At 67.4% G+C, this 22,397-nt stretch carries 15 protein-coding genes; 9 read left to right on the top strand and 6 right to left on the bottom strand.

The window, feature by feature from the left end; translation table 11 throughout:
• Window positions 1–9: 9 nt before the first annotated feature.
• From QHG62_RS15000 to QHG62_RS14985, 4 genes are all read right to left on the bottom strand, one after another.
• Window positions 10–3,837 (bottom strand): DUF4132 domain-containing protein, encoded by a 3,828-nt coding sequence (locus QHG62_RS15000; protein ID WP_281146435.1) that lies wholly within the window; start codon window positions 3,835–3,837, stop codon window positions 10–12.
• A 94-nt stretch (window positions 3,838–3,931) separates the two neighbouring features.
• Window positions 3,932–6,001 carry an SWIM zinc finger family protein gene (locus QHG62_RS14995; RefSeq protein WP_281146434.1) on the bottom strand — a complete coding sequence of 690 codons (2,070 nt, stop codon included), beginning with the start codon at window positions 5,999–6,001 and terminating at the stop codon, window positions 3,932–3,934.
• Complete coding sequence (locus QHG62_RS14990) at window positions 6,001–7,128, bottom strand: VWA domain-containing protein (protein ID WP_281146433.1); 1,128 nt, start codon at window positions 7,126–7,128, stop codon at window positions 6,001–6,003. Before QHG62_RS14990 ends, QHG62_RS14995 begins: the two co-directional genes overlap by 1 nt.
• A gap of 154 nt (window positions 7,129–7,282) precedes the next feature.
• Entirely contained in the window at window positions 7,283–7,663 is a 381-nt protein-coding gene (locus tag QHG62_RS14985; RefSeq protein WP_281146432.1) for a helicase SNF2, read from the bottom strand.
• Window positions 7,664–8,002: 339 nt separating this feature from the next.
• On the opposite strand from QHG62_RS14985, the gene QHG62_RS14980 reads away from it, so the two are divergent.
• Window positions 8,003–8,716 carry a YebC/PmpR family DNA-binding transcriptional regulator gene (locus tag QHG62_RS14980; RefSeq protein WP_281146431.1) on the top strand — a complete coding sequence of 238 codons (714 nt, stop codon included), beginning with the start codon at window positions 8,003–8,005 and terminating at the stop codon, window positions 8,714–8,716.
• On the opposite strand, the gene QHG62_RS14975 is transcribed toward QHG62_RS14980, so the two are convergent.
• On the bottom strand, window positions 8,713–10,734 hold the full coding sequence (locus QHG62_RS14975) for a sensor histidine kinase (protein ID WP_432445530.1): 2,022 nt from the start codon (window positions 10,732–10,734) through the stop codon (window positions 8,713–8,715). The genes QHG62_RS14980 and QHG62_RS14975 overlap by 4 nt on opposite strands.
• A gap of 250 nt (window positions 10,735–10,984) precedes the next feature.
• Between QHG62_RS14975 and QHG62_RS14970 the strand changes: the two genes are divergently transcribed.
• From QHG62_RS14970 to QHG62_RS14950, 5 genes are all read left to right on the top strand, one after another.
• Complete coding sequence (locus tag QHG62_RS14970; RefSeq protein ID WP_281146430.1) at window positions 10,985–11,497, top strand: Csu type fimbrial protein; 513 nt, start codon at window positions 10,985–10,987, stop codon at window positions 11,495–11,497.
• Between the two features lie 10 nt (window positions 11,498–11,507).
• Window positions 11,508–12,236 (top strand): fimbrial biogenesis chaperone, encoded by a 729-nt coding sequence (locus tag QHG62_RS14965; protein WP_281146429.1) that lies wholly within the window; start codon window positions 11,508–11,510, stop codon window positions 12,234–12,236.
• A 40-nt stretch (window positions 12,237–12,276) separates the two neighbouring features.
• Window positions 12,277–14,595, top strand: a complete 2,319-nt coding sequence (locus QHG62_RS14960) for a fimbria/pilus outer membrane usher protein (protein WP_281146428.1) — start codon at window positions 12,277–12,279, stop codon at window positions 14,593–14,595.
• The gene (locus tag QHG62_RS14955) at window positions 14,592–15,596 is read left to right on the top strand and encodes a Csu type fimbrial protein (RefSeq protein WP_281146427.1); all 1,005 of its coding nucleotides are present in this window, start codon (window positions 14,592–14,594) and stop codon (window positions 15,594–15,596) included. Before QHG62_RS14960 ends, QHG62_RS14955 begins: the two co-directional genes overlap by 4 nt.
• A gap of 167 nt (window positions 15,597–15,763) precedes the next feature.
• Window positions 15,764–16,234: a hypothetical protein gene (locus tag QHG62_RS14950; protein ID WP_281146426.1), complete on the top strand. Its 471-nt coding sequence runs from the start codon at window positions 15,764–15,766 to the stop codon at window positions 16,232–16,234.
• Window positions 16,235–16,305: 71 nt separating this feature from the next.
• On the opposite strand, the gene ssb is transcribed toward QHG62_RS14950, so the two are convergent.
• On the bottom strand, window positions 16,306–16,860 hold the full coding sequence (ssb, locus tag QHG62_RS14945) for a single-stranded DNA-binding protein (protein WP_281146425.1): 555 nt from the start codon (window positions 16,858–16,860) through the stop codon (window positions 16,306–16,308).
• A gap of 107 nt (window positions 16,861–16,967) precedes the next feature.
• Here ssb and QHG62_RS14940 point away from each other — a divergent pair, with 107 nt between their 5' ends.
• Genes QHG62_RS14940 through QHG62_RS14930 form a run of 3 tightly spaced genes read left to right on the top strand, consistent with a single transcriptional unit; the run spans window position 16,968 to window position 22,397 of the window.
• Entirely contained in the window at window positions 16,968–18,350 is a 1,383-nt protein-coding gene (locus tag QHG62_RS14940) for a chloride channel protein (RefSeq protein ID WP_281146424.1), read from the top strand.
• Window positions 18,351–18,368: 18 nt separating this feature from the next.
• Complete coding sequence (gene uvrA, locus QHG62_RS14935; RefSeq protein WP_281146423.1) at window positions 18,369–21,449, top strand: excinuclease ABC subunit UvrA; 3,081 nt, start codon at window positions 18,369–18,371, stop codon at window positions 21,447–21,449.
• A gap of 54 nt (window positions 21,450–21,503) precedes the next feature.
• Window positions 21,504–22,397, top strand: coding sequence for a DMT family transporter (locus tag QHG62_RS14930; RefSeq protein WP_281146422.1), 894 nt, complete (start codon window positions 21,504–21,506; stop codon window positions 22,395–22,397).

Genomic DNA, 22,397 nt, shown 5'->3' with positions numbered 1-22,397 from the left:
GCGGCGGGCTTACCACGGCATCTTCTTTTCCCAGCCCGCGTCGAACCCGGCGCAGGCCTGGGCAATGGCCAGGTAGTCGGCATAGGCCTCGGCCAGCAGCACCGGCGGCACGCTCGACAGCGGCAGCGCACGGTCGCCGTAGCCGCGGGTCTTCATGTCCTCGAAGCCCAGTGTCTTGAGCGCCGCGGGCACGTTCTCCTCCGGCAGGGTGTTGCCCGAGAACTCGATGGCCACCCGTACGCCGGCCGACGAGAACTCCTTGGTGTACTGGTAGAAGAAGCCGCCGTCCTCGGCCTGCGCGCGCTGGTAGCCGAGCTTGGCAAAGCTGCCGCGCAGCGTGAAGGTGTCGCTGATCCAGCCCAGCCGGTCGTTGATCTCGCTCACCGGCTGTCCCTTGCCGTCGGTGAACGCCACGGCCGGCGGCTTGCGCGTCATCTGCGCGAAGAGCGGCACCAGCTTGTAGTCCTTGAAGTGCTTGTTCCACGCGGCGGCCGTGGCCTCGTCCACCAGAGAGGCATGGCCCAGGCGCAGTTGGCTGTCGGCCGCAAGGTCGACCTCGTCGTCCTCCGTGTCGATCAGGCTGCCGTCCTCGGTGGGGCGGAAGCTGCCGCGCACCGCGCCTTCCGCGTCGAGCTCGAGCCACACGAGCCGCTGTATCAGCCGTCCGGCAATCGGGTGCCGGTGCAGGTATTCGCGCCACTCGCTCTGCGGCCAGACACGGCCCGTGCACATGGCCTCGAACAGCCGCGCGGTCTGCAGGTCGATGACCTGCTTGAGCTCTTTCTTGCTGGTCGAGAACTGGGCCTTCGCGTCCTTGATGAGCGCGGGGTCGTCGTTCTGGCGCGGCTCGGGCAGCGCCTTGACGATCTTGCCCTCGGGGTTGCGCAGCTCGGGCTTCATCGCGGCGTCGAGCACCATGGTGAAGATGCGGTCGCCGTATGCGAGTTCGAGCTTGCCGGTGTCGTCCAGGCCCGCGGTGGGAATGGTGCGGTCGGCCAGTTGGTCCTGCGTCCAGCTGTTGCGGTCGGCAATCTGCTGCACCAGCGCGCGCGCCTTCTCCTGGACCGAGGCGGTGCGGTAGCGGCGCGAGATGCCCAGCAGCAGCTGGATCACCACTGGGTCGTTGCCCGGCGCCACGCCTTCGAGCATGGCTTCGATCTGCGAGCGGCGCTGGTAGTGGTCGCGCATGTACTGCTGCAGCAGCGTGACGACCTCGTGCCCCGGCGTGTGGGCCGTCAGGGCAAGAATGCCTTTTTCGCCGATCGCGCTGCCGAGGTATTCGCTCATCTTCTCGCGCTTGCACTCTTCGAAGACCTGATCCTGCGTCTTCTGGAAGTCGGCTTCGTAGTACTGCTTGTGCTCGGCCTTCGCGTTCTGGTAGCGCTGCTGGTTGCCCTGGTAGCGCTGCGGCGCATGAGCGTTGGCATGCGCAATGCCTTCATCGAGCGTGGGGTGGCGCGTGTCCTGCGCAATGAACTGGCGCAGCACCAGGCTGCCGACGGCCTGGCGGCTGGCTGCGTCGAGCAGGCCGAGGTAGCGCGTGAGCAGCGCGTTGCCGCCCGGCTCCTTGAGCTTGCAGGCGAGCACCACCCACCAGCGCACGATCTCGGGTTCTACCGCGCTGCCGTCCAGCCATTTGCAGGCGGGCAGTGCATCGAGGGAGAACCACGCAAGGCCCGCAGGGGGCTTGGCCTTCAGGCCCTTCTTCGCTTCGGCCAGAAGAATGGCGGGCGCAAGCCGCGCGGAGATGTCGTCGCCCAGCGCTTCGAGCGCCGTGAGATAGGCCGCGCGCACGGTCTCGCGGGTTTCCTTCTCGAGCGCCTTGGTGATGGCGGGCACGGCATCGGCGTACTTGAGCTCGGCCAGCCAGTTGGCGGCCTCGATGCGCACCTCGCTCTTGGTGGAGCCGAGCGACTCGACCACGCGCCGGCCGATGTCGGGCAGCATCGACAGCGCCTTCTGAGCGGCTGCGCGGTGCGTCTTGCCTTCGCCGAGCGCCAGTTCCATCACCCGCGGCAGCCAGCGCGCCTGCACGGTCGGAAAGACGGCCAGCGTGCGCAGCGTGGCGTTCAGGTCGAGCTGGGTCTGGCGGCCTTCGCGCTTTGGCGGCGCAATGAGGCCCAGGCCTTCGTCGATGTACTCGGGGTGCTCCGCGAAGAAGGGCCACACGCGGTCGGCGGGCAACACCTCGACCGCCGTAGGCTGGTTCCAGTACTGGTAGAGCGCGGTGTGGGCCACATCGTCGATCGACATGCCGGAGCGCTGGAGCAACTCGGCCAGCGCGCGCAGGTCGACCGAGCCCACGGGCTGGCGCCCGAGCCACTTGTGAAAGCCGTCGTCGAACCAGAAGCTGGTCCAGTGGCGCGACACGGCCAGCCAGCGGATCAGGTGCGGCATACCGAACCCGGGCATCGACTGCAGGCGATTGCCGAAGCCCACCACCTGGTGCAGTTGGCCGTTCTTCACGCGATTCTGGTCGTGCTTGCTGCCCTGTCCGTTGAGCACGCGCACGGCCACGCGCATGTCCTCGTCGGTGAGCTTCTTGTGGGCGGCGTAGTTGTCCTGGCGCCACTTGTACCTGTAGGTCTGCATGGAGGCCTTGTTCTCCTCGATCTCGGCCTCGGCGGCGATGCGGTTTTTCTCGAGCAGCTCGATGCGGTTGGCGATGAGCAGTTGCACCGCCTCTTCGCCGAGCGGAATGTCCTCGAAGGGCTGCCAGGCCGGCGGCTCGGGCAATTCGAGCTCGCCCGCGTCGCCCGCGGCGTCGAGCCGCGACATGGCCGAGCGGATGGCCTGCTGCACGGCCTTGCTGGTCTCGGTTTCTGCGGCCGTGGCAAGCAGCGCGCGCGCCGCGTCGCCCGGCAGGCGCGCAAGCAGCTCGGCGGCCTGCGTGCGCTGGGTGGTGTCGCCGTCCTTCAGCAGCTGCCCCAGGAGTTCGAGCCGCTGCGCCTCGGCAATGCCTTCGAGGTGCGGTGTCGCCTCGGCGCGCACCGTCTTGCTGCCGTCGATCGCCAGGCGCACGAACAGCGGCGCAAAGTCGTTCAAGAGCGCCTTGTCCTTGCCGATGCGCCTGGCCAGCAGAACGCGGCCCGCGGCCGACAGCTTCGCAGGCAGCGCCTCGGTCGCGTCGCGCTGGCTTCGCATGTAGTCGGCCACCGCAGGGGCCTCGACCAGGCCGTCGAGCCGGTCGTGGTACCAGCTGTCCAGTCCCTTGCGCTCGAAGACCTCTTGCAGGGCGATATGCGGATCGAGCCCTTCGTGCGCAAGCAGGGCTGCAATGAGATGCACGTTCCACGCGGGCCGGTGCTTGGCGAGATCGCGTTCGGCGGCATTGCTGGAGCTGCTCTTGTTGAAGCTCGCGAACACCGCGTCGTTGACGAGGTACTGAAGCCACTCCGGCACCGGCGCGCCGGGGTGCTCGAGCGACTGTCCGCCGTCGGCCGCCGCGAGCACCTTGCCCAGCCGCACCAGCACATCGAGCGGAGGCGCACCGGCATCCACGCTGGCGTAGAAGCGGCCGCGCTGCTCGAGGCTCTGGTTGCCGATTTTCTCCAGCGGCTTGTTCTGGTAGTTGCTGTAACCCCAGCGCAGGCGGCCGGGCGCTCCGAGCAGTTGCCCGGGCTCGAAGGACCTGGCCGCCTGCAGGTCGAGCAGCACGGTTTCCTGCGTGCCGTCGACCAGGAACGCGGCCGCCTTGTCGGGCAGTTCCTTGCCTGCTTTTTCGAGCGGCTCGAAGGCCTGCTTCAACAGCTGCGCCTGCTCGCGCGTCAAGCCGTTGGCGGCTGCGGTGCCGGCGCCGCCCGTGACGGCGCCCAAGATCTTGTCCAGAAATCCCATGCGTTCTCCTCGTTCTCCTGGGCACTGATTTTGGCAGTTGGACGTGACGCTTCGGCCAACTCGCGGCCTGCAGAGGCAACCGAAGCCAAAGGTTCTAAGCCGGCTGTGCTTTCCTTTGCTCCGGCAAGCCGTCGAGTTCGCCAAGCAACTGGCACAGAAAACCCAGCTTCAGCAACGGCACCGCGGCCGGCGCGGCAAGGTGCATGCGCAGCGCACTCGACAGCACCTCCAGGCCGACCGAGCTCGCGCGGTCGAGTGCCTCGTGCAGGCGCTGCCGCTGCGCCACGGTCAATGCCATGCGCCCTGTGGCGGCCTGCGTCTCGGCCACCTCGGTCACGGGCGCGAGCAGGCGCGCCGCGAGCGTGGGCGCACCCACGGGCGCCGCCTGCCGTTGTTGCTGCCGCGCCTCGAACATGCGCAGGATGCGGTTGGCCAGCGACGTGGTGCGCGCGGCCTCGCCGGCAAAGTCGAGCGACACCGCCTGCAGCGCCTTCTTCGCATTGCTGCTCAGCACAGCGATGGGCATGAGTTCGGTGCTGGCGGCGGCGCGCTCGATGCGCACCAGCACCGCATGCACCGGCGCGCGGCGCGCGGTGAGGCGGTCGAGGTTGTCGACGCGCTGCCGGTGCTCCGGACCGATGGGGATGCCAAGCCGCAGCCATTGGCCCTCGTCGTCCTGCACCAGCCAGTCGAGGCGCTGCTGTGCTTCGTCAAGCACCGGAGGGCGCGTGTCCGCGGGCCGCAGCAGCACCGCATCGAAAGGCTCGGCCGCAAGGCCGGTGGCGCCGCGCAGGCGCTCGCCGAGTTCGGACCAGTTGCCGCAGCCGATCGACTTCAGTCGCGGATCGTCGGCCGCCCACGCAGGCAGGGGCTGGGCACGGGTGGCGCCGCCGACCGCCAGGCGGCCGTCTTCGGCGAGGCGGGGTTGCTCGAGGCGCAGGGCGGCTTCGCACACGCTTTGCGCGGCACCCGCGCCGGACCACAACGCGTTCGCGGACCATGCGCCGCTGCAAGTGAAGGCCGTGTCGCTGCCGTCGGGGCGGGCCAGCGAGGCCTGCAGCACGCGCGCACCGGCCAGGTCCCAGAACGCGACGGTGAGCCCCCGCGCGCCGCCGCGCGTCTGCCACCAGTGGGCACCGAGCGGCAGCAGGTCGAGGGCGGCCGATTCGTCGAAGTCGCGCTTGAGCCGGCCGCGCAATGCCACGGCGAGCTCGCCCTCGGCCCGCGCGAGCGCCGCGCACAGCGCATGGATGCGCGCCATGAGCGCGAAGGCGTCGCGCTCCTCGGCGCGGTGGTCGCGCCGCACCAGCAGGTCGACCGTGCCGCCGAGGTTTCGCAGCAAGGCCGCCAGGCGCGGCAAGCCCTCGCCGCGCGCGGACATGTTGAGTGCCAGGAGGCGCGCCGACGTCAGCTCGCTCACATGCGAGAGGCCGCCCGTCAGCAGTTCTTCCAGCATCGATTCGACCTGCAGCAGGAACGCGCGCTCCCGCTCGCCGAGGCGCGCGATGTCTGCGACCGGTGCGGGCCGCGCGCCCTCGGGCCATGCGAGGGGCTGCCCGTGCGCGCTGCGCAGCGCGGCAACGGCAATCAGGTGGACCGCCTTGCGCTCCGCGGCAGGTACCTCGGACACCATGCCCGTATAGCCCGCGCCCGCCACCCAGCGACAGGAGGCGCCGAGCTCGGGCAAGTCCACGACGAGGGTGCCGCCCTGCACCCGCCATTCGACGACGCTGCTGGCAGCTGCCGCGGCACGCCGCACGGCCGCCGCACCCGCGGCCTTGAAAAGTGCCGCGGCATCGAGCGCGAGGATTTCCGCGAGCGGGTCGGCAAAGGGCGGCGCCTGTCTGTCTTCCTGCTCGGGCGAGGGCGCTCCGGCTGCGATGCCCGAAGCCGCCGGCTCCAACGCCCGCAGCCACAGCGCCGCGCCGAGTATGTGCTTGCAGATGCCCGGAGCCGGACAGTCGCAGCGCGCCTGCTGCGGGCCACGCGCATCGAGTTGCACGCGCTGGCCGTCGGCCGCCACCACGCCTCCCTCGGCGCCCTGCTCCGCCCATGCGACCTTGCCCGCCTCCACATCCTTTGCGGCGCGCCGGAGCAGGCCGGGGTTGGCGAGCGTGGCCAGGGTGTCGTCGTCGTGGGCGCGGTAGCCGTCGTACCAGGCCATCAGTTCATCACTTCCGCGAGCCACTGCGCGAAATGCGTGGGCGTGAGGGCAGCCACATGCATGCCCTTGTCGGCCAGGCGCTGCGCCATTTGGCGGTCGTACATGGGGTTGGCCGATTCGTCGAGCGCGGCCAGCCCGAGCTGCTTGACGCGCGCCTGCGCCATGCGTTGCACCGCGGCCAGGAGCGGCCCGGGCGCGGCGCCTTCCATGAAGTCGCTGATGAGAGCGAACACGGTGCGCTGCGGGTTGCCCACCAGCGACTCGCAATACGCCACCGCACGGCCGATGTCGGTGCCGCCGCCGAGCTGCACCGTGAGCAGCACCTCGACCGGATCGTGCGCCAGGTGCGTGAGATCGACCACGCTGGTGTCGAACACCACCAGCTTCACACGCACCGCGGGCAGCGAGCTCATGATGCCGGCAATAACGGCGCTGTAGATCACCGAATCCATCATCGAGCCGCTCTGGTCGACGCAAAGCACCACGTCCCAGGGCAGGTTGCGCTTCACGCGCGCGTTGAAGCGCGGATGCTCGATGACGAGCTGCTTGCGCTCCACGTCGTAGTGCTTCAGGTTGGCCGCGATGGTGGCGCGCGCATCGAAGTTCTGCGCGCTCTTGATGTGCGAGCGCCGCATGCGGTTGCGCCGCCCGACGAGCGCGTTGACAAAGTCGTTCCTGAGCTTGCGCGTGATCTCGTCGACGGTTTTCTGGATTACCTCGCGGACCGCGTCGCGCATCTGGCCCGAGAGCCGCCCGCGCATGCCGAGCAGCGCCTTGGCGAGGCCGGGCGTGGCGTCGAGCGAGCGCAGCACCGCCGGGTCGGAGAGCAGGTCGGTCAGCTGGTAGCGGTCGATCGCCTGCGTCTGCATGCGCTCGAACACCTCTTGGGGAAAGAGACTTCGCGAGCGGTTGAGCCAGTCGACGGCGCGTAACTGGCTCGGGTCGAGCGAACCCGGCCCGCCGCTCGGCCTGGCCAGGCCGCGGCCTTCGTATTCGCGGCCGTAGAGGTATTCGAGGGCCTGGTCGAGCTTCCAGTCGCCCGCCGAGAACTGCGTCTGCGACAGGGGTTGCGCCGCATAGCGGCCGAGGATCAGGCGCCAGCGGCGCAGGGTTTCTTCGGACGACATGCGCAATGCATTCGCAAGGACAGGTGGAAGGAAACGGTCAGGGAAGAGAGGAGCGCAGGCAGCTTATCAGACGGCCAAGTACGCCAAGGCAGAAAAGAAAAAGCCGGCCCATGCTTTCGCATGGCCGGCTTCTGGAGCGAGCGCTCGCCGAGGATTACAGCGGCAGCGAGTCGCCGCGAGCGGCGGCGCGGGCTGCGGCACGCACCGTGGCGCGGTCCACCGTGCTGGCCACGATGGGTGCCACGCCGGCGGAAGCGCCTTCGGCGTACGGATCGGCGCTGCGGGCGGCTGCAACGGCGTCGGCACGGACTGCATCACGGCTGGTCGACGAAACGAACACTTGGGCCGGGCCTGCATTGGCGCCGGTGGCATAGGGGTTGGCGCTGTGCGCGGCAACCACGGCCTGGTTGGCGACTTCGGCGCGGCTGGCGGCCGAGGTCAGTTGATGCACGCCTTCATAGGTTTCGGCGTGGGCGGCACCGGCAACGGCCATGAGGGCAACAGCGACGGCGGAGAGGATCTTCGAGGCGTTCATTTTGATTTCCTTCAATTCAGTTCAGTTTTGACTTTGGATGATTTCGAACCGGTCTTGGGTGGGTCACCGTCCCTTCGGGGGGCGGCCACCTCGCTCGGGGCCCTGTTCACCCAGATCGGCTTGGTGGCCGGTCTGTGAGATGAATTGTGCGCCGTTCTCTAAGTAAAAACCCTCATCAAAAGGAACCTCGGCGTTCACAGAACGGAAACAATGGCGGCGCCAGGAGGCACAAGACCTGAGCTGCCTGGAAGAAAATCGCTGCCTGCGGGCTCCGGCTAAAGTAGTCGCCCCAACCGGCTGTCCAGCAACGCCGTACACACAACACACAGGAACATCAGCATGGGCGCACAGTGGAAAGCAAAGCACAAGGATCTGGCCGCCAATGCCAAGGGCCGCCTGTTCGGAAAGCTGGCCAAGGAAATCATGATCGCCGCACGCAGCGGCGCCGATCCAGCCTCGAATGCGCGGCTGCGGCTGGTGGTGGAGCAGGCCCGCAAGGTCTCGATGCCCAAGGACACGCTGGACCGCGCCATCAAGAAGGGCGCCGGGCTCACGGGCGAGGCGGTGCATTTCGAACACGTGATCTACGAAGGCTTTGCGCCGCACCAGGTGCCCGTGATGGTCGAGTGCCTCACGGACAACGTGAACCGCACCGCGCCTGAAATGCGCGTGCTGTTCCGCAAGGGCCAGCTGGGCACTTCGGGCTCGGTGTCGTGGGACTTCGACCACGTGGGCATGATCGAAGCCGAGCCTTCGCGGCCGGATGCCGACGCCGAAACGGCCGCCATCGAAGCAGGCGCGCAAGACTTCGAGCCGGCCGGCGAAAACGGCGCCACGGTGTTTCTGACGGACCCGACCGACCTCGACCTGGTGAGCCGCGCGCTGCCGGCGCAGGGCTTTGCCGTGCTGTCGGCCAAGCTGGGCTACAAGCCCAAGAACCCCGTCGATCCCGCCAGCCTGAGCGCCGAGCACCTGGAAGAGGTCGAAGTATTCCTGGCGGCCATCGACGCGAACGACGACGTGCAGAACGTTTTTGTGGGTCTGGCGGGCTAAGCCACGGCCGGGTCTGGATTTGCCGGGCCAGCCGGCCCACCGCGCTTGAGCGGCAGCCACAGCGTGAAGAGCGTGCCCTCCGGCCCGGAGCGCCACGAGACCCTGCCTCCCACCAATTGCGCCCGGCGCTGCTGGTTCTGCATGCCGCGCCCCTTGGCTTCAGTCATTGTCTTTTCCACCTGAAAGCCCTGGCCGTTGTCTTCGATGGTCACTTGCACGCCTGCAGCGTCGGCCGCGGTGGCCACGCGTATCTCGCTTGCGCGGGTGTGGCGCAATATGTTGGCGATGCTCTCCTGGACGATGCGCAGGATGTGCAGGGCGCTGGTCGGGTCGAGCCAGTCCAGCGCGGGAAGCTCCTGCACGTTCCACTGCAGGGCAACGCCCGAACTCTCGAGCCGGGGACCCAGCCGATAGCGCAGCGTGGCCAGCAGCAGCAGCAAGTCGTCTTCGAGCGGCTCCATCGAGTCGATGGTCAGCTTCAGGTCGTCCAGGCAGCTCTTCAGCAGCTGCGACACCTTGTCGTCGCTCATGCCGCCGCTTTCCACCGAGTGGATGGCGCTGATGAGCGACGAACCCAGGCCGTCATGCATGTCCTGCATCAGGCGCTGTCGCTCGTCGCTGATGGTCTGCAGCTTCTCGACCTCCCGCAGCCGCTGGTGGCTGAGCTCGAGCTCGGCTTCTCGCGCGCGCAGGCGCTCGGCCAGGCCGGCGTTGACCCGCTCCACCTCGGCAATGGCGCTGACGTAGCGCCGGTACATCAGCACCCCGAAGACGCTGAAGGTGACTGCGTTGGTGTACGCCCCGAGGTACCAGCCCTCGGGGCTGACGAAGTTGTTCTGCAGCAGCCAGTCTGACACCCCCAGCAGCACGCACATGCCGATGCCCACCGCCACCAGCCGCCCTTCGCTGGAGCGGCGCCATGCGCTGACGCCGCCCACCAGTGCAACGGCCACGCCCATCAGTGCCGCGCCGATGTAGATCAACGGCGTGACCTGCGGGGTGTTTCTCAATATGGCCGGCCCCGGCAGCGTCAGCATGCCGATCAGCACAGTCCAGGCCACCACCCCGAAGGTCAGCCACCTGAGCGGCCGGCCATGCAGCTGGCGCAGCGCAAAGTGCACCACCGCGACCAGCCAGAACAGGGAGTTGACCGTCAGCCAGGCAAACCAGTCGTTGGCAACCGGAACGCTCACATAGAAGTGGAGGCCGCGCAGGAAAGACGTGGTCGCCAGGTTGAAGAAAAGCAGGTAGCCGGTTTCATGGCTGCGCTTGAACCACACGAAAAGGGCAAACACGCCCACGGCCATGAACGCTGCGCTGAGCATGGCCGGCAGGTCTTGCTGGAGCCACTGGCGCATCCGGTATCGGACTTCCAGCGCCTCGACGGGGCCCAGCCACAGCGACGACACCGCCACCTGCACGCTTCGTTTGTGCTCGATCCGAAGCAGGATCTCGTCCAGCGGCGCGCCATCGGGCGTCTTGCCCAGCAATACCCACAGCGGCGTGCGCGTGCTGTTCCACAACAGGCCCTGCACTTGCGCCCGGTACGCCAGCCGGCCGTTGGCGTACACCGCGATCGGGCCGTCCGTCTTGATGCGCGCACCGTACAGCGCAAGCGGCGCCGAGGTGGCGGGCACGTCGCGCGCGGAAAGCCGCAGCCATGTCGTGCGGGTTGCGGCTGCCGAAGCGCTGCCATCGGCCTGGCGCAGCAAGGCAACAGGCAGCGCCAGGGGCAGTTCGACGGGCTGCCAGGCGGCCGGCAGCGCCCTGCTGTCCACGGCGAAGGGCATCGGGCGAAAGCCCGGCGCAGCCGCGTCCTCTTCCTGCCACTCGGCGCGCGCCATGTGCAGGACGGCCGATTCGTGCTCGATACCGGCCGCGCTGAAGTACGCCGCCATGATCACCAGCAGCGCCAGGGAGACGACCAGCACCGCGTTCGCCCAGAACGAAGCGAAACGGTATCTGGAAAAGCTTTCGAGGAAGCGCGCACGCAGCCGGCGCGGAAATGCGGAGCTCATTGACGCACCGACGTGTCCTCAAAGTCGAATTGGCAACATTTTGTCCGCGTTCCGGACTGTTGTTTACGTTTTCGGCACCACGCGCGTCTTTTCGGGACGTCCGAGATGTAACGGAAGTTGTTAAATACTTCCGACGCATTGCAACTAAATGTGCAATTCTGTGAACTATTCTACTATTCATCCACGACAATAGACGGCACCATCCGCACCCGTTCTCCCGTCGTTTTCTTCACAACTGTTGGCATCTACCATGAAAAAACCTTCCCTCCTCCTCGCCTCCGTCCTCGCAATCACGGCCACCAGCGCTGTGATGGCCGCCCAGAGCACTTCCACCTTCCAAGTTCTGATCACGGTCGCCAAGGCCTGCTCGGTCACGGCAGGCAACGCCTCCAACATCGACTTCGGCACGGTCAACTCGTCGGCCACCGGCCTGGTTGCTTCCAGCAACATCAGCGTTACATGTTCCAAGACGACGCCCTACAACGTGGGCCTGATGCCTTCGAACACCAACACCTCGGGCGCCGGTGTGATGAAGTCGTCCGTGCCGGCCACCAATACGGACACGGTTGCCTACCAACTCCGCTCGGTGAGCGGCACGGGCCCGATCTGGGGCAGCACCGCCACCCCCACCGCAGTGGGCAACGGCGTGGCCGGCACCGGCACTGGCGCGGCGCAGTCGATCCCGGTGTTTGCCACGGTCGCCAACGCCAACGTGACGCCTGACTCCTACTCCGACACCGTGACCGTCACGGTCAACTACTGATCGACTCCCCGTGCACCACTTGCTCCGTTACACCGCCGCCCTCGCGCTCGCCTTGGCGCACGCGTTCGCCGCGGCGAGCGGGCTGCAGGTTTCCCCGGTCACGCTGACGCTCCAGGCCACCCAGAACGCGGATGGCCTTTGGCTCAGCAACACCGGCGAGACGGTGGTGCACGCCCAGGTCCGTGTCTATCAGTGGACGCAGGAAAACGGCGCCGAAAAGCTGACGCCCTCGCGCGAACTTCTCGTAAGTCCGCCGATGGTGCAGCTTGACCCGTCCGCGCGGCAACTGATCCGCGTCATCCGCACCGGCGTTCCCGCCGGGACGGTCGAGGGCTCGTACCGGGTCATCATCGATGAGCTGCCGGTCGAGATGAAGGAAAAGAAGGGCCTGCAGCTGGTGCTGCGCTATTCGGTGCCCATCTTCATCGCGGCCGCGGGCGCGCAGTCGCCCGCACCCCAGCTCACATGGTCGCTTCGCAGGGAAGACGGCCAGGCAGTGCTCGAAGTCGCCAACAACGGCGGCATGCACGCGCAACTGGCCGACCTGGATTTTGTCGACACCGTCGGCCGCCGCACTCCCGTGCATGCCGGACTGATGGGCTATGTCTTGCCCGGCGCGCGCATGCGCTGGCCACTGAAGACATCCACAGAAACATTCGCCCTCGGGGGCGTTCTGGAAACGAAGATCAATGGCAACGCGACGCAGGAAAACATCCCGCCGCTCCAACGCGTCCGCTAAGCGCCTGCTGCCACTGTTGCTTCTTTCCGGTCTGGCGTCCTTGGCCGCCCAGGCGCAGAACGTTGCAGCCGTGTCCAGCGCGCTGGTGGCCGCGTCTGCGGAAGAAAACCTCGCCGGCACCGGCGGCACCGACCTTTACCTGGAGCTCAGTCTCAACGGCAACCCCCAGGGCCTGGTGCACTTCGGCCTGCGCGGCAAAGATCTCTGGGCCGGCGCCGACACCCTGCGGCAACTGGGCTTCATTCTGCCGGCCGGCGTGGCCGACCCCGTTCAGATCAAGAGCCTTCCGGGCGTGCAGGTCGAATACGACGCGGCAACCCAGCGCGTCTCCATCATGGCCACCCCCGATGTGCTGCGCCTGCCCACGACCGTGGTCGACACCTCGATGATCACCGCGCAAAGCGCCAGCTCGTCGCGCGGCCTGCTGCTCAACTACGACCTCTACGGCACGCAAGGCCGCGGCAATACGTCCAGCTTCAATGCGCTGACGGAGCTGCGCGCCTTCAGCGGCAGCGCGGTGCTCAGCAACACGATGATGTCGCGCGCCTCCCGCATCGGCGGGGAAGGCTGGAAGCATGACTCGGTTCGGCTCGACACCACCTGGAGCCGGTCGTTCCCCGATGACATGCTCACGCTTCGCGTGGGCGACACCACCACGGCGTCGCTGCCGTGGTCGCGCTCCACCCGCATCGGCGGCATCCAGCTTTCGCGCAACTTTGCGCTGCAGCCGTATCGCACCACCACCCCCCTTCCGGCGTTTTTGGGCTCGGCCACGCTGCCCTCGCAGGTGGAGCTCTACATCAACGGCCTGCGCCAATACTCGGGCCAGGTGCCGGCCGGGCCTTTCCAGCTCAAGACGGTGCCGAGCATCAATGGCGCCGGCAACGCGCAGGTGGTGCTGACCGACGCCTTCGGCCGCGCCACCACGCTGGATTTTTCGCTCTACGACACCCAGCGGCTGCTGCAGGAGGGCCTGTCCGACTGGTCCGTAGACCTGGGCATGGTGCGCAAGAGCTACGGCCTGCGCTCCTTCGACTACGGCAACGACGCCGCTGCATCCGGCACGTGGCGCTACGGTGTGAGCAACAGCTTCACTCTGGAGGCGCATGGCGAGGCGACTCGCGGCCTGGTGAAGGGCGGCGTCGGCGGTGCATGGCTGCTCGGCCAAAGCGGCGTGGTCTCGGGCGCCGTGGCGCACAGCAGCTACGGCGGCGAGCAGGGCTCGCTGGCCAACCTGGGCTACAGCTGGCGCGACAACCAATTCAACTTTGCCGTCGAAGGCACCCGCACGCGCGGCGAGTACCGCGATGTGGCATCGCTGTACGGCGGCCCGCCGCCGCGCGGCTCGGGCCGGGCCTCGATCGGCTACACCACCGGCAACTTCGGCAGCTTCGGCCTCAGCTACCTTTACCTACGCTATCCCGCGCAGCAGGCAACGCGCCTGGCAAGCGTCTACTGGTTCAGGGCCGTGGGCCGCAACGCCTCGGTGAACGTCAGCCTGAACCAGAACCTGGACGACCGCCGCGAGCGCAGCCTGTTCGTCGGGTTCACTTGGGCGCTGGATGGCAACGTCACGGCCAGCGCCGGCCTCCAGCGCGAGCGCGACCGCAATATCTACACCGCCGATGCGCAGAGCTCCACGCCGGGCGAGGGCGGCATCGGCTGGCGCGCCGGCCTGCGCCAGGGCGGTGGCCAGAACGGCGGCCAGGCCGAGATCGAATACCTGGGCCGCTACGGCCGCGCCATGGCCGGCATCAGCGTGCTTGGCGACAGCCGCTACGCCTATGCCGGCGCTACGGGCTCGGTCGTGTTCATGGGCGGCCAGACTTTTGCGGCGCGCCGCATCGACGACGCCTTCGCGCTGGTCTCCACCGACGGGATCGCCGGCGTGCCGGTGAGGCTGGAGAACCGGGACATCGGCACCACTGACCCCAACGGCATGCTGCTGGTGGCACCGCTCAGCGCCTACCAGAACAACCAGCTGTCCATCGACCCGATGCAATTGCCGGCCGACGTGAGGATCGAGCGCGTCAAGACGGTTGCCACGCCGAGCGACCGCGCCGGCACGCTGGTGCGATTCGGCATCACGCCCATCAGCGCGGCCGCGCTCATCCTGGTGGATGAGGAAGGCAAGCCCCTGCCGCTGGGCAGCCGTGTGCGCGCCAACTCGCAAGGCAGCGATCCCGCGCTGGTCGGCTTCGACGGCGCGGTGTACCTCGAAACGCTCCAGCCCCGCAACACCCTCGAGGTACAGACGCCCGCCGGCCGCTGCCGCGCGAGCTTCGACTATCGCAAGGACGGCGCCGGGATTCCGCAGATCGGGCCGCTGCGCTGTGCCAAGGAAACCAAGACGCCATGAGCTTTCTGAACCGCTCCTTGAAGGCCCTCGGCCTGCCGCTGCTCTGCGCATTCCTGTGGTGGCTGCCCGCGGGCAGCGCGCAGGCGGCGGTCACTTGCACCGCGAACATGTCCAACGTGGCTTTCGGCACGGTCGACCTGGTCGACGGGACCGCGCCGCCTTCGGCCAACGCAACGCTGACCTACACCTGCAACAACACCGGCAACAACGCCGAGTTCGCCAGGGTCTGCTTCAACATCGGCGATGGCGACGAAGGCTTGACCAACTTCAATCCGCGCATCATGAAGAGCGGTACGAACAGCTTGAAGTTCCAGCTCTACCAGGCAGCGAGCAGCACCATCTGGGGTTCGAACGGCAACGCAGCGGTGCCGAACCCCTTCGTCGTCACGCTGAACATTCCGGCCCGGTCGAGCAGGGGGGGAAGCGCCACCATGCGCGGGGAACTGCTTGCCTTGCAAAGCACAGTGCCTCCGGGCGCCTACCAGGACAACTTCGGCGGCATCCACACCTCGATCACGCTCTCGTCGAGCACAAATGCCACGCCGGCGACGTGCAACACCTCGATGGCGGACAACTTCGCGTTCCTGGTCACCGCAACCGTTTCCAAGAGCTGCCTGGTGACGGCCGATCCGCTGAACTTCGGCACCGTCAATGGCCTGCCGGGCCAAGCCGACCAGGACCAGACCAGCACGATCAGCGTTATCTGCACGACGCCTACCGCATACACGGTAGCTCTGACCCCGTCGAGCGGCTCGACGGCGGGTGTCGGGGCCATGGCGCCGACAGGCGGCGTACCCGGCAACACGGACACGGTGCCATACCGTCTCTATCGCAACACGGGCCGTACCAACGCCTGGGGCAGCATTGCGGCCAATACCGTTGCAGGCACAGGCAACGGCTTCGCACAAGTGCTCACCTTGTACGGCCGCGTTCTGGGTGCAAGCACCAACGTACGGCCCGACAGCTACCGCGACGTCGTGACGGTCAGCGTCACCTACTGAGCGGCGCCTGCGGGCGCTCCGGTCCGGAAAAAACCTGCTAGCCATTGGCAGGTTATGGGTAAAGAATGGCGCGCACGGCCTTCATTTTCCCGAGACTCTGCCGATAAACCTGGACAGGGCGTCAATGCGACGCCCTCCACCAGGTTGCGACGAGAGGAGGAGCTCCAATGTCCGGAAACATGTCCGCTGCAGGTGCAACTGCCCTGCGCCCGACGCGAGTGGCGCCGCCATTGGCCGCCGTCGGCATGCTGCTGCTGTTGCTGCCGCTGCCGCTGCGGCTCAGTTCGGCGGAGACGACGCATGGCATGAACAGTTCGACGGCCCGCTTCAGCGTGACGATGGTCGTCCTGCCGACCTTCAAGGTGCTCGAGGTCACGCCCGTCAAGGGTGGCCATGAATACCGCGTCTGGACCAACATGAAGTCGGTGGTCATCAAGGGCCGCGAGTACCGGTTCGACAAGATCGGCGAAACAAGGCTCATGGTGGCCGGGAACGAGGCCGATGGCCGCGACAGCCTCGCGTCCGCCTGGCAAGGCGTCGTCGGTGCGATGGCGGCGACTTCGGGCTCCGCTCCGTCGCAAGCCACCGCCCCGGCAGGGGACGGAAGCAATGCGATGCGGGTGACGGTGACCTACTGACCCCACTCCATAAAAAAAGCCTGCAGCGATGGACTGCAGGCTTTCGATCGGCAAATTCCGGCGAAACGATCTCAGAACGGAATATCGTCGTCCATGTCGTCGAAGCCCGACGACGACTTGGCCGGTGCCTGGCGCGGTGCCGCTGCCGGAGCGCGCGGTGCTGCGGCGGGCGCACGGGGGGCATAACCGCCGCCGCCGCCGCCACCGCCACCTTGCGAGTAGCCGCCACCGCCGCCGCCCTGCGAATAGCCGCCATCGTCCTCCGGGCCGCCCGACGGGCCGCCCTGGCCTTGGCGGCTGCCCAGCATCTGCATCTGGTCGGCGCGGATTTCGGTGGTGTATTTTTCGATGCCGTCCTTGTCGGTCCACTTGCGCGTGCGCAGGCTACCTTCGACATACACCTGCGAGCCCTTGCGCAGGTATTGGCCGGCAATTTCGGCCAGGCGGCCGTTGAAAACGATGCGGTGCCACTCGGTGGCTTCGCGCATTTCGCCGCTTTGCTTGTCTTTCCAGCGATCGGTGGTTGCCACGGTGACGTTCGCGACCTGGTCGCCGCTCGGGAAGGTACGCATTTCGGGGTCGCGCCCCAGGTTGCCGACGACGATGACTTTATTGACCGATGCCATATGCACTGCCCCTGATAAGTAGATGGAGGAGGAGGTTGAAAGGAACCCTCGATTGTGCCCCAGGCAGCCGCCGGCATCCCCGCCGGATGCCAGAATGAGCGTTCCGCATGAACAGAGAACCCGACTTCCTCGAGCACCTGCGCGCCGAATTGCGCGGTGGCCGCATCTGGCTCGACCGCGCCATCGTGCTCGGCTACGCCATTGCGGCCGGGCTCTTCGTGGTGGGCTTCACGGTTGCCAGCGACTGGGTCTTCGGCCAGTTCCATCGCTTCTACCAGGCCTGGCCCTGGGCGGTGCTGCTGACCACGCCGCTCATCACAGCGGCCATCGTGTGGTTCACGCTGCGGTTTTTCCCCGGTGCGGGCGGTTCGGGCATTCCGCAGATCAAGGCCGCGCTGCATCCGGCGCTGCCGGAGGAGCGGCGCTTCGTCTTCGCGTCGCTCCGGCTCACGGTCGCGAAAATCGGGCTTGGCGTTGCGGGCTTCGCGGCCGGACTGTCGATCGGGCGCGAAGGCCCGTCGGTGCAGGTTGCGGCGGGCGTGATGCAGCATGCGCGGCGCTGGCTGTCGCCCAACACCACCATCGATTCCCGCGCACTGCTAGTGGCGGGCGGCGCGGCCGGCATTGCGGCGGCCTTCAATGCGCCGCTGGCGGGCGTGGTGTTTGCCATCGAAGAACTGTCGGGCCGCCTGGAGGCGCGTTCCAGCGGCCTCATCATCACGGCCATTGTGCTGGCGGGCCTGGTGGCGGTGTCGGCTTTCGGCAATACCAGCTACTTCGGCGTGATCCGCGTGCCGCGGCTGGGCTGGGACGCGCTCGGGCCCGGGCTGCTGGTCGCGCTGCTGAGCGGCGCTGCGGGAGGTCTGTTCGCGCGGCTGCTGATTGCCTCGCTGACCGGCACGGCCGGGCGCCTCAATCGCTGGCGGGCGCGCTTTCCGGTGCGGTTCGCGGCCTGCGGCGGGCTGGCGGTGGCAGTCATTGGGCTGGTGACGGGCGGGGTCACCTTCGGTGCCGGGTCCGAAGCGGTCAAGCAGATGCTGCTGGGCCATGACGAACTGACGCCGCTCTACACCGCGCTCAAGTTCATTGCCACCTGGCTCACCGCCTGGTGCGGCGTGCCCGGCGGCATCTTCGCGCCTTCGCTTTCCATCGGCGCGGGCATCGGCGATGCGGTGGCCGGACTGGCGGGCAATGACCTCGGGCCCGCCCTCATCGCGATGGGCATGGCCGGCTTCCTGGCCGCCGTCACGCAGGCGCCGCTCACCGCCTTCATCATCGTGATGGAAATGGTCGACGGCCACTCGATGGTGCTGAGCCTCATGGCTTCGGCCATGCTGGCCAGCCTCGTCTCCCGCATGATCAGCCGGCCGCTCTACGAGACGCTGGCCGAGCACATGGTGGGCCGGGCCATCGGCAGCACCGCGCCGGTGCACCGGCCGGGGCCCGAAGCCCCCGCAGAAAAACCTTCTCAACCCGCCCCCTCGCCATGAAATGCAGGGCGGACTATCATGCTCGGTTGCCCTCGGACGATCGAACCCTTGAAATCCCCCGCCACTGACAACCCGGAACGCGACGCCTACCTGGGCGCCGTGCTCGCGCAGCAGCGCATCAGCATCCGCGGTGCGCGCACCCACAACCTGAAGAACGTCGACCTCGACATTCCGCGCAACAAGCTGGTGGTGATCACCGGCCTGTCGGGCTCGGGCAAGTCGAGCCTGGCGTTCGACACGCTGTATGCCGAAGGACAGCGGCGCTACGTGGAAAGCCTCTCGGCCTATGCGCGGCAGTTTCTGCAGCTCATGGACAAGCCCGACGTCGACGTGATCGAGGGCCTCTCGCCCGCCATCAGCATCGAGCAGAAGGCCACCAGCCACAACCCGCGCTCCACCGTGGGCACGGTGACCGAAATCCACGACTACCTGCGCCTGCTTTACGCCCGCGCCGGCACGCCCTACTGCCCCGAACACCACCTGCCGCTGCAGGCGCAAACGGTGTCGCAGATGGTCGACGCCACGCTCGCCATTGCCAATGAGCCGCGCCTGATGATCCTGGCGCCCGTCGCGCGCGAGAAGAAAGGCGAGTTTCTGGAACTCTTCGCCGAAATGCAAGCCGCGGGCTACGTGCGCTTTCGGGTCGACGGACAAACCTACGAATACAACGACCTGCCCAAGCTCAAGAAAACCGAGAAGCACGACATCGACGTGGTGATCGACCGGCTGCGCGCGCGCCCCGACATGCAGCAGCGCCTGGCCGAGAGCTTCGAAGCCGCGTTGCGGCTCGCCGAAGGCCGCGCCATTGCGCTGGAGCTGGGCACCGAGGGAGCGCCCGACAAGGAGCACCTGTTCAACGCCAAGTTCGCGTGCCCGATCTGCCACTACTCGCTCTCGGAACTGGAGCCGCGCCTCTTCTCGTTCAACTCGCCTGTGGGCGCCTGCCCGAGTTGCGACGGCCTCGGCCACCGCGAGGTGTTCGACCCGGCGCGCGTGGTGGCCTTTCCTTCGCTCTCGCTGGCCAGTGGCGCCATCAAGGGCTGGGACCGCCGCAACGGCTACTACTTCAGCATGATCGAGAGCGTTGCGAAGCACTACAAGTTCGACGTCGACGCGCCCTTCGAATCCTTGCCCGCTTCGGTGCAGCAGGTGCTGCTGCACGGCTCGGCAGCCGAGGAGATCAAGTTCAACTACACCATGGAGTCGGGCAACTTCGCGGGCAAGAAGCTCACGAAGAAGCACCCCTTCGAGGGAATCATCCCGAACATGACGCGGCGCTACCGCGAGACCGATTCGGTGATGGTGCGCGAAGACCTTGCGCGCTTTCGCAACCTGCAGCCGTGCCCCGACTGCGGCGGCTCGCGCCTCCGGCCCGAGGCGCGCAACGTGTTCCTGGTGGACGAGGCCAATCGCCCGGCCGATGGCGGCGAGCCGCCGCGCATGGCGATCTTCGAACTGAGCCATCTCACGCTGCGCGATTCGCTCGCCTGGTTCCAGAACCTGAAGCTGCGCGGCGCCAAGGCCGACATTGCCGACAAGGTGGTGCGCGAAATCGGCCTGCGCCTGAAGTTCCTGAACGACGTGGGCCTGAACTACCTGAGCCTGGACCGCAGCGCGGAAACCCTTTCGGGCGGCGAGGCGCAGCGCATTCGCCTGGCCTCGCAAATCGGCTCCGGCCTTACGGGCGTGATGTACGTGCTCGACGAGCCGAGCATCGGCCTTCACCAGCGCGACAACGACCGCCTCATCGGCACGCTGAAGCACCTGCGCGACATCGGCAACAGCGTGATCGTGGTCGAGCACGACGAGGACATGATCCATGCCGCCGACCACGTGATCGACATGGGCCCCGGCGCCGGCGTGCACGGTGGCCGCGTGATGGCGCAGGGCACCTACGCCGAGGTGTCGGCCAACCCCGATTCGCTCACTGGCCAATACCTGTCGGGCACGAAGAAGATCGAAGTGCCCAAGCACCGCACCGCCTGGCTGCCGGTCGTGAAGAAGCCGGCCTTCAACGAAGGCAAGAAGGCCTCGCGCTTTCCGCCGAGCCCCGCGGCCGAGCGGCGCGCCGCGCGCGAAGCGGCGCACCTTGCCTCGCAAACCGACCTGCAGGAGATCCGCGTGGTCGGCGCCACCGGCAACAACCTGAAGAACGTGAGCGTGGCTTTTCCGGTCGGCCTGCTCACCTGCGTCACGGGCGTTTCGGGCTCGGGCAAGTCGACGCTGGTGAACGACACGCTCTACACCGCCGTGGCGCGCACGCTCTACCGCGCGCACGAAGAGCCGGCCGCGCATGAATCGGTCGAGGGCATCGAGTATTTCGACAAGGTCATCAATGTCGACCAGAGCCCCATCGGCCGCACGCCGCGCAGCAACCCGGCCACCTACACGGGCCTGTTCACCCCCATCCGCGAGCTGATGGCCGAGACCAACACCGCGCGCGAACGCGGCTACGGCCCGGGGCGCTTCAGCTTCAACGTGGCGGGCGGCCGCTGCGAAGCTTGCCAGGGCGACGGCGTGGTGAAGGTCGAGATGCACTTTCTGCCTGACGTGTACGTGCCCTGCGAGGTGTGCCACGGCCAGCGCTACAACCGCGAGACGCTCGAGGTCCAGTACAAGGGCAAGAACATTGCGCAGATCCTCGAGATGACGGTCGAGGTGGCGCACGAATTTTTGAAGGCCGTGCCGACTATCGAGCGCAAGCTGCGCACGCTGCTCGACGTGGGCCTTTCGTACATCAAGCTCGGCCAGTCGGCCACCACGCTCTCGGGCGGCGAGGCGCAGCGCGTGAAGCTGGCGCTGGAGCTCAGCAAGCGCGACACCGGCCGCACGCTCTACATCCTCGACGAACCGACCACCGGGCTGCACTTTGCCGATATCGAGTTGCTGCTGAAGGTGCTGCACCAACTGCGCGACGCGGGCAACACCATCGTCGTGATCGAGCACAACCTGGACGTCATCAAGACAGCCGACTGGCTCATCGACATGGGGCCGGAGGGCGGCGCCGGCGGCGGCACGGTGGTGGGCGAAGGCACGCCGGAAGATATCGCCGCGAATGAGGCGAGCCACACGGGGCGCTACCTCAAGCGGCTGCTGTAGTAGCCGGCGCCGGCTTCCTGCACGAATGCGCAAGCCGCGCCACAATCGCGGCCCATGCCTTCCTTCACGCCGCGCCAGTTCGTCCTGCTCGTTCTCCTGACCCTTGCATGGGGCCTCAACTGGCCTGTGATGAAGCTCGGCGTGGCGGACTATCCGCCGCTCGCCTTCCGCGCTATTTCCATCTGGCTGGGCCTGCCGGTGCTGGGCCTCGCGCTGGTGTGGATGAAGGTGCCCTTTCGCGTGCCGCGAAGCGCGTGGCCCGAACTGGTGTGGCTGGGCGCCACCAACATGTTCGTCTGGCATGCCTCAATCATCCTTGCGGTGAAGGCGCTCTCTGGCGGGCGCGCGGCAATCCTGGGCTACACGATGCCGGTGTTCTCGGCGGTGATCGGCGCCGTGCTGTTCTCTGCCGTGCTCACGCGGCGCGCATGGATCGGCGTGGGTGCATGCGCGGTGGGCGTGGGGCTCTTGCTGTGGCACGAACTCACCGACCTTGCAGGACGGCCCGGCTACGTGGCGCTCGCACTGGCGGCTGCCGCAACATGGGCGTTGGGCACGCAGCTGCTGCGGCACACGCGCATCGGGCTTCCCACGCTCACGCTCTCGTTCTGGATGACCGCAATGACGGCTGTCGTGATGACGGTGCTCACGCTGCTCTTTGAGCGCGACCAATGGCGTTGGCCGGGCCAGGTGACCTGGGGTTCGATTCTCTACAACGCGGTGCTGATCTTCGGCTTTGCGCACGCAGCGTGGTTCTACCTGGCGCGCGGCCTTCCGCCGGTGGCATCGACGCTCAGCGTGATGTTCATCCCCGTGCTCGGTGTGTTCAGCGGCGCGGTGTGGCTCGGCGAGGTCGTGCACTGGCAGGACTGGGTCGCCGTCGCGCTGATGATGGTGGCGATCGCCTCGGTGCTCTGGCCCTCGCGCAGCGCCGCCGCCAAGGCCTGA

Origin of the sequence: Variovorax paradoxus, assembly GCF_029919115.1 — a bacterium.
Taxonomy (GTDB): Bacteria; Pseudomonadota; Gammaproteobacteria; order Burkholderiales; family Burkholderiaceae_C; genus Variovorax; species Variovorax paradoxus_O.
This window is presented reverse-complemented; position numbering and strand designations above follow the sequence as displayed.

Coding starts and splice junctions, on each gene's coding strand:
- QHG62_RS15000 (WP_281146435.1), bottom strand. CDS start 3,837: ATGGGATTTCTGGACAAGATCTTGGGCGCCGTCACGGGCGGCGCCGGC.
- QHG62_RS14995 (WP_281146434.1), bottom strand. CDS start 6,001: ATGGCCTGGTACGACGGCTACCGCGCCCACGACGACGACACCCTGGCC.
- QHG62_RS14990 (WP_281146433.1), bottom strand. CDS start 7,128: ATGTCGTCCGAAGAAACCCTGCGCCGCTGGCGCCTGATCCTCGGCCGC.
- QHG62_RS14985 (WP_281146432.1), bottom strand. CDS start 7,663: ATGAACGCCTCGAAGATCCTCTCCGCCGTCGCTGTTGCCCTCATGGCC.
- QHG62_RS14980 (WP_281146431.1), top strand. CDS start 8,003: ATGGGCGCACAGTGGAAAGCAAAGCACAAGGATCTGGCCGCCAATGCC.
- QHG62_RS14975 (WP_432445530.1), bottom strand. CDS start 10,734: ATGAGCTCCGCATTTCCGCGCCGGCTGCGTGCGCGCTTCCTCGAAAGC.
- QHG62_RS14970 (WP_281146430.1), top strand. CDS start 10,985: ATGAAAAAACCTTCCCTCCTCCTCGCCTCCGTCCTCGCAATCACGGCC.
- QHG62_RS14955 (WP_281146427.1), top strand. CDS start 14,592: ATGAGCTTTCTGAACCGCTCCTTGAAGGCCCTCGGCCTGCCGCTGCTC.
- QHG62_RS14950 (WP_281146426.1), top strand. CDS start 15,764: ATGTCCGGAAACATGTCCGCTGCAGGTGCAACTGCCCTGCGCCCGACG.
- ssb (WP_281146425.1), bottom strand. CDS start 16,860: ATGGCATCGGTCAATAAAGTCATCGTCGTCGGCAACCTGGGGCGCGAC.
- QHG62_RS14940 (WP_281146424.1), top strand. CDS start 16,968: ATGAACAGAGAACCCGACTTCCTCGAGCACCTGCGCGCCGAATTGCGC.
- uvrA (WP_281146423.1), top strand. CDS start 18,369: ATGCTCGGTTGCCCTCGGACGATCGAACCCTTGAAATCCCCCGCCACT.
- QHG62_RS14930 (WP_281146422.1), top strand. CDS start 21,504: ATGCCTTCCTTCACGCCGCGCCAGTTCGTCCTGCTCGTTCTCCTGACC.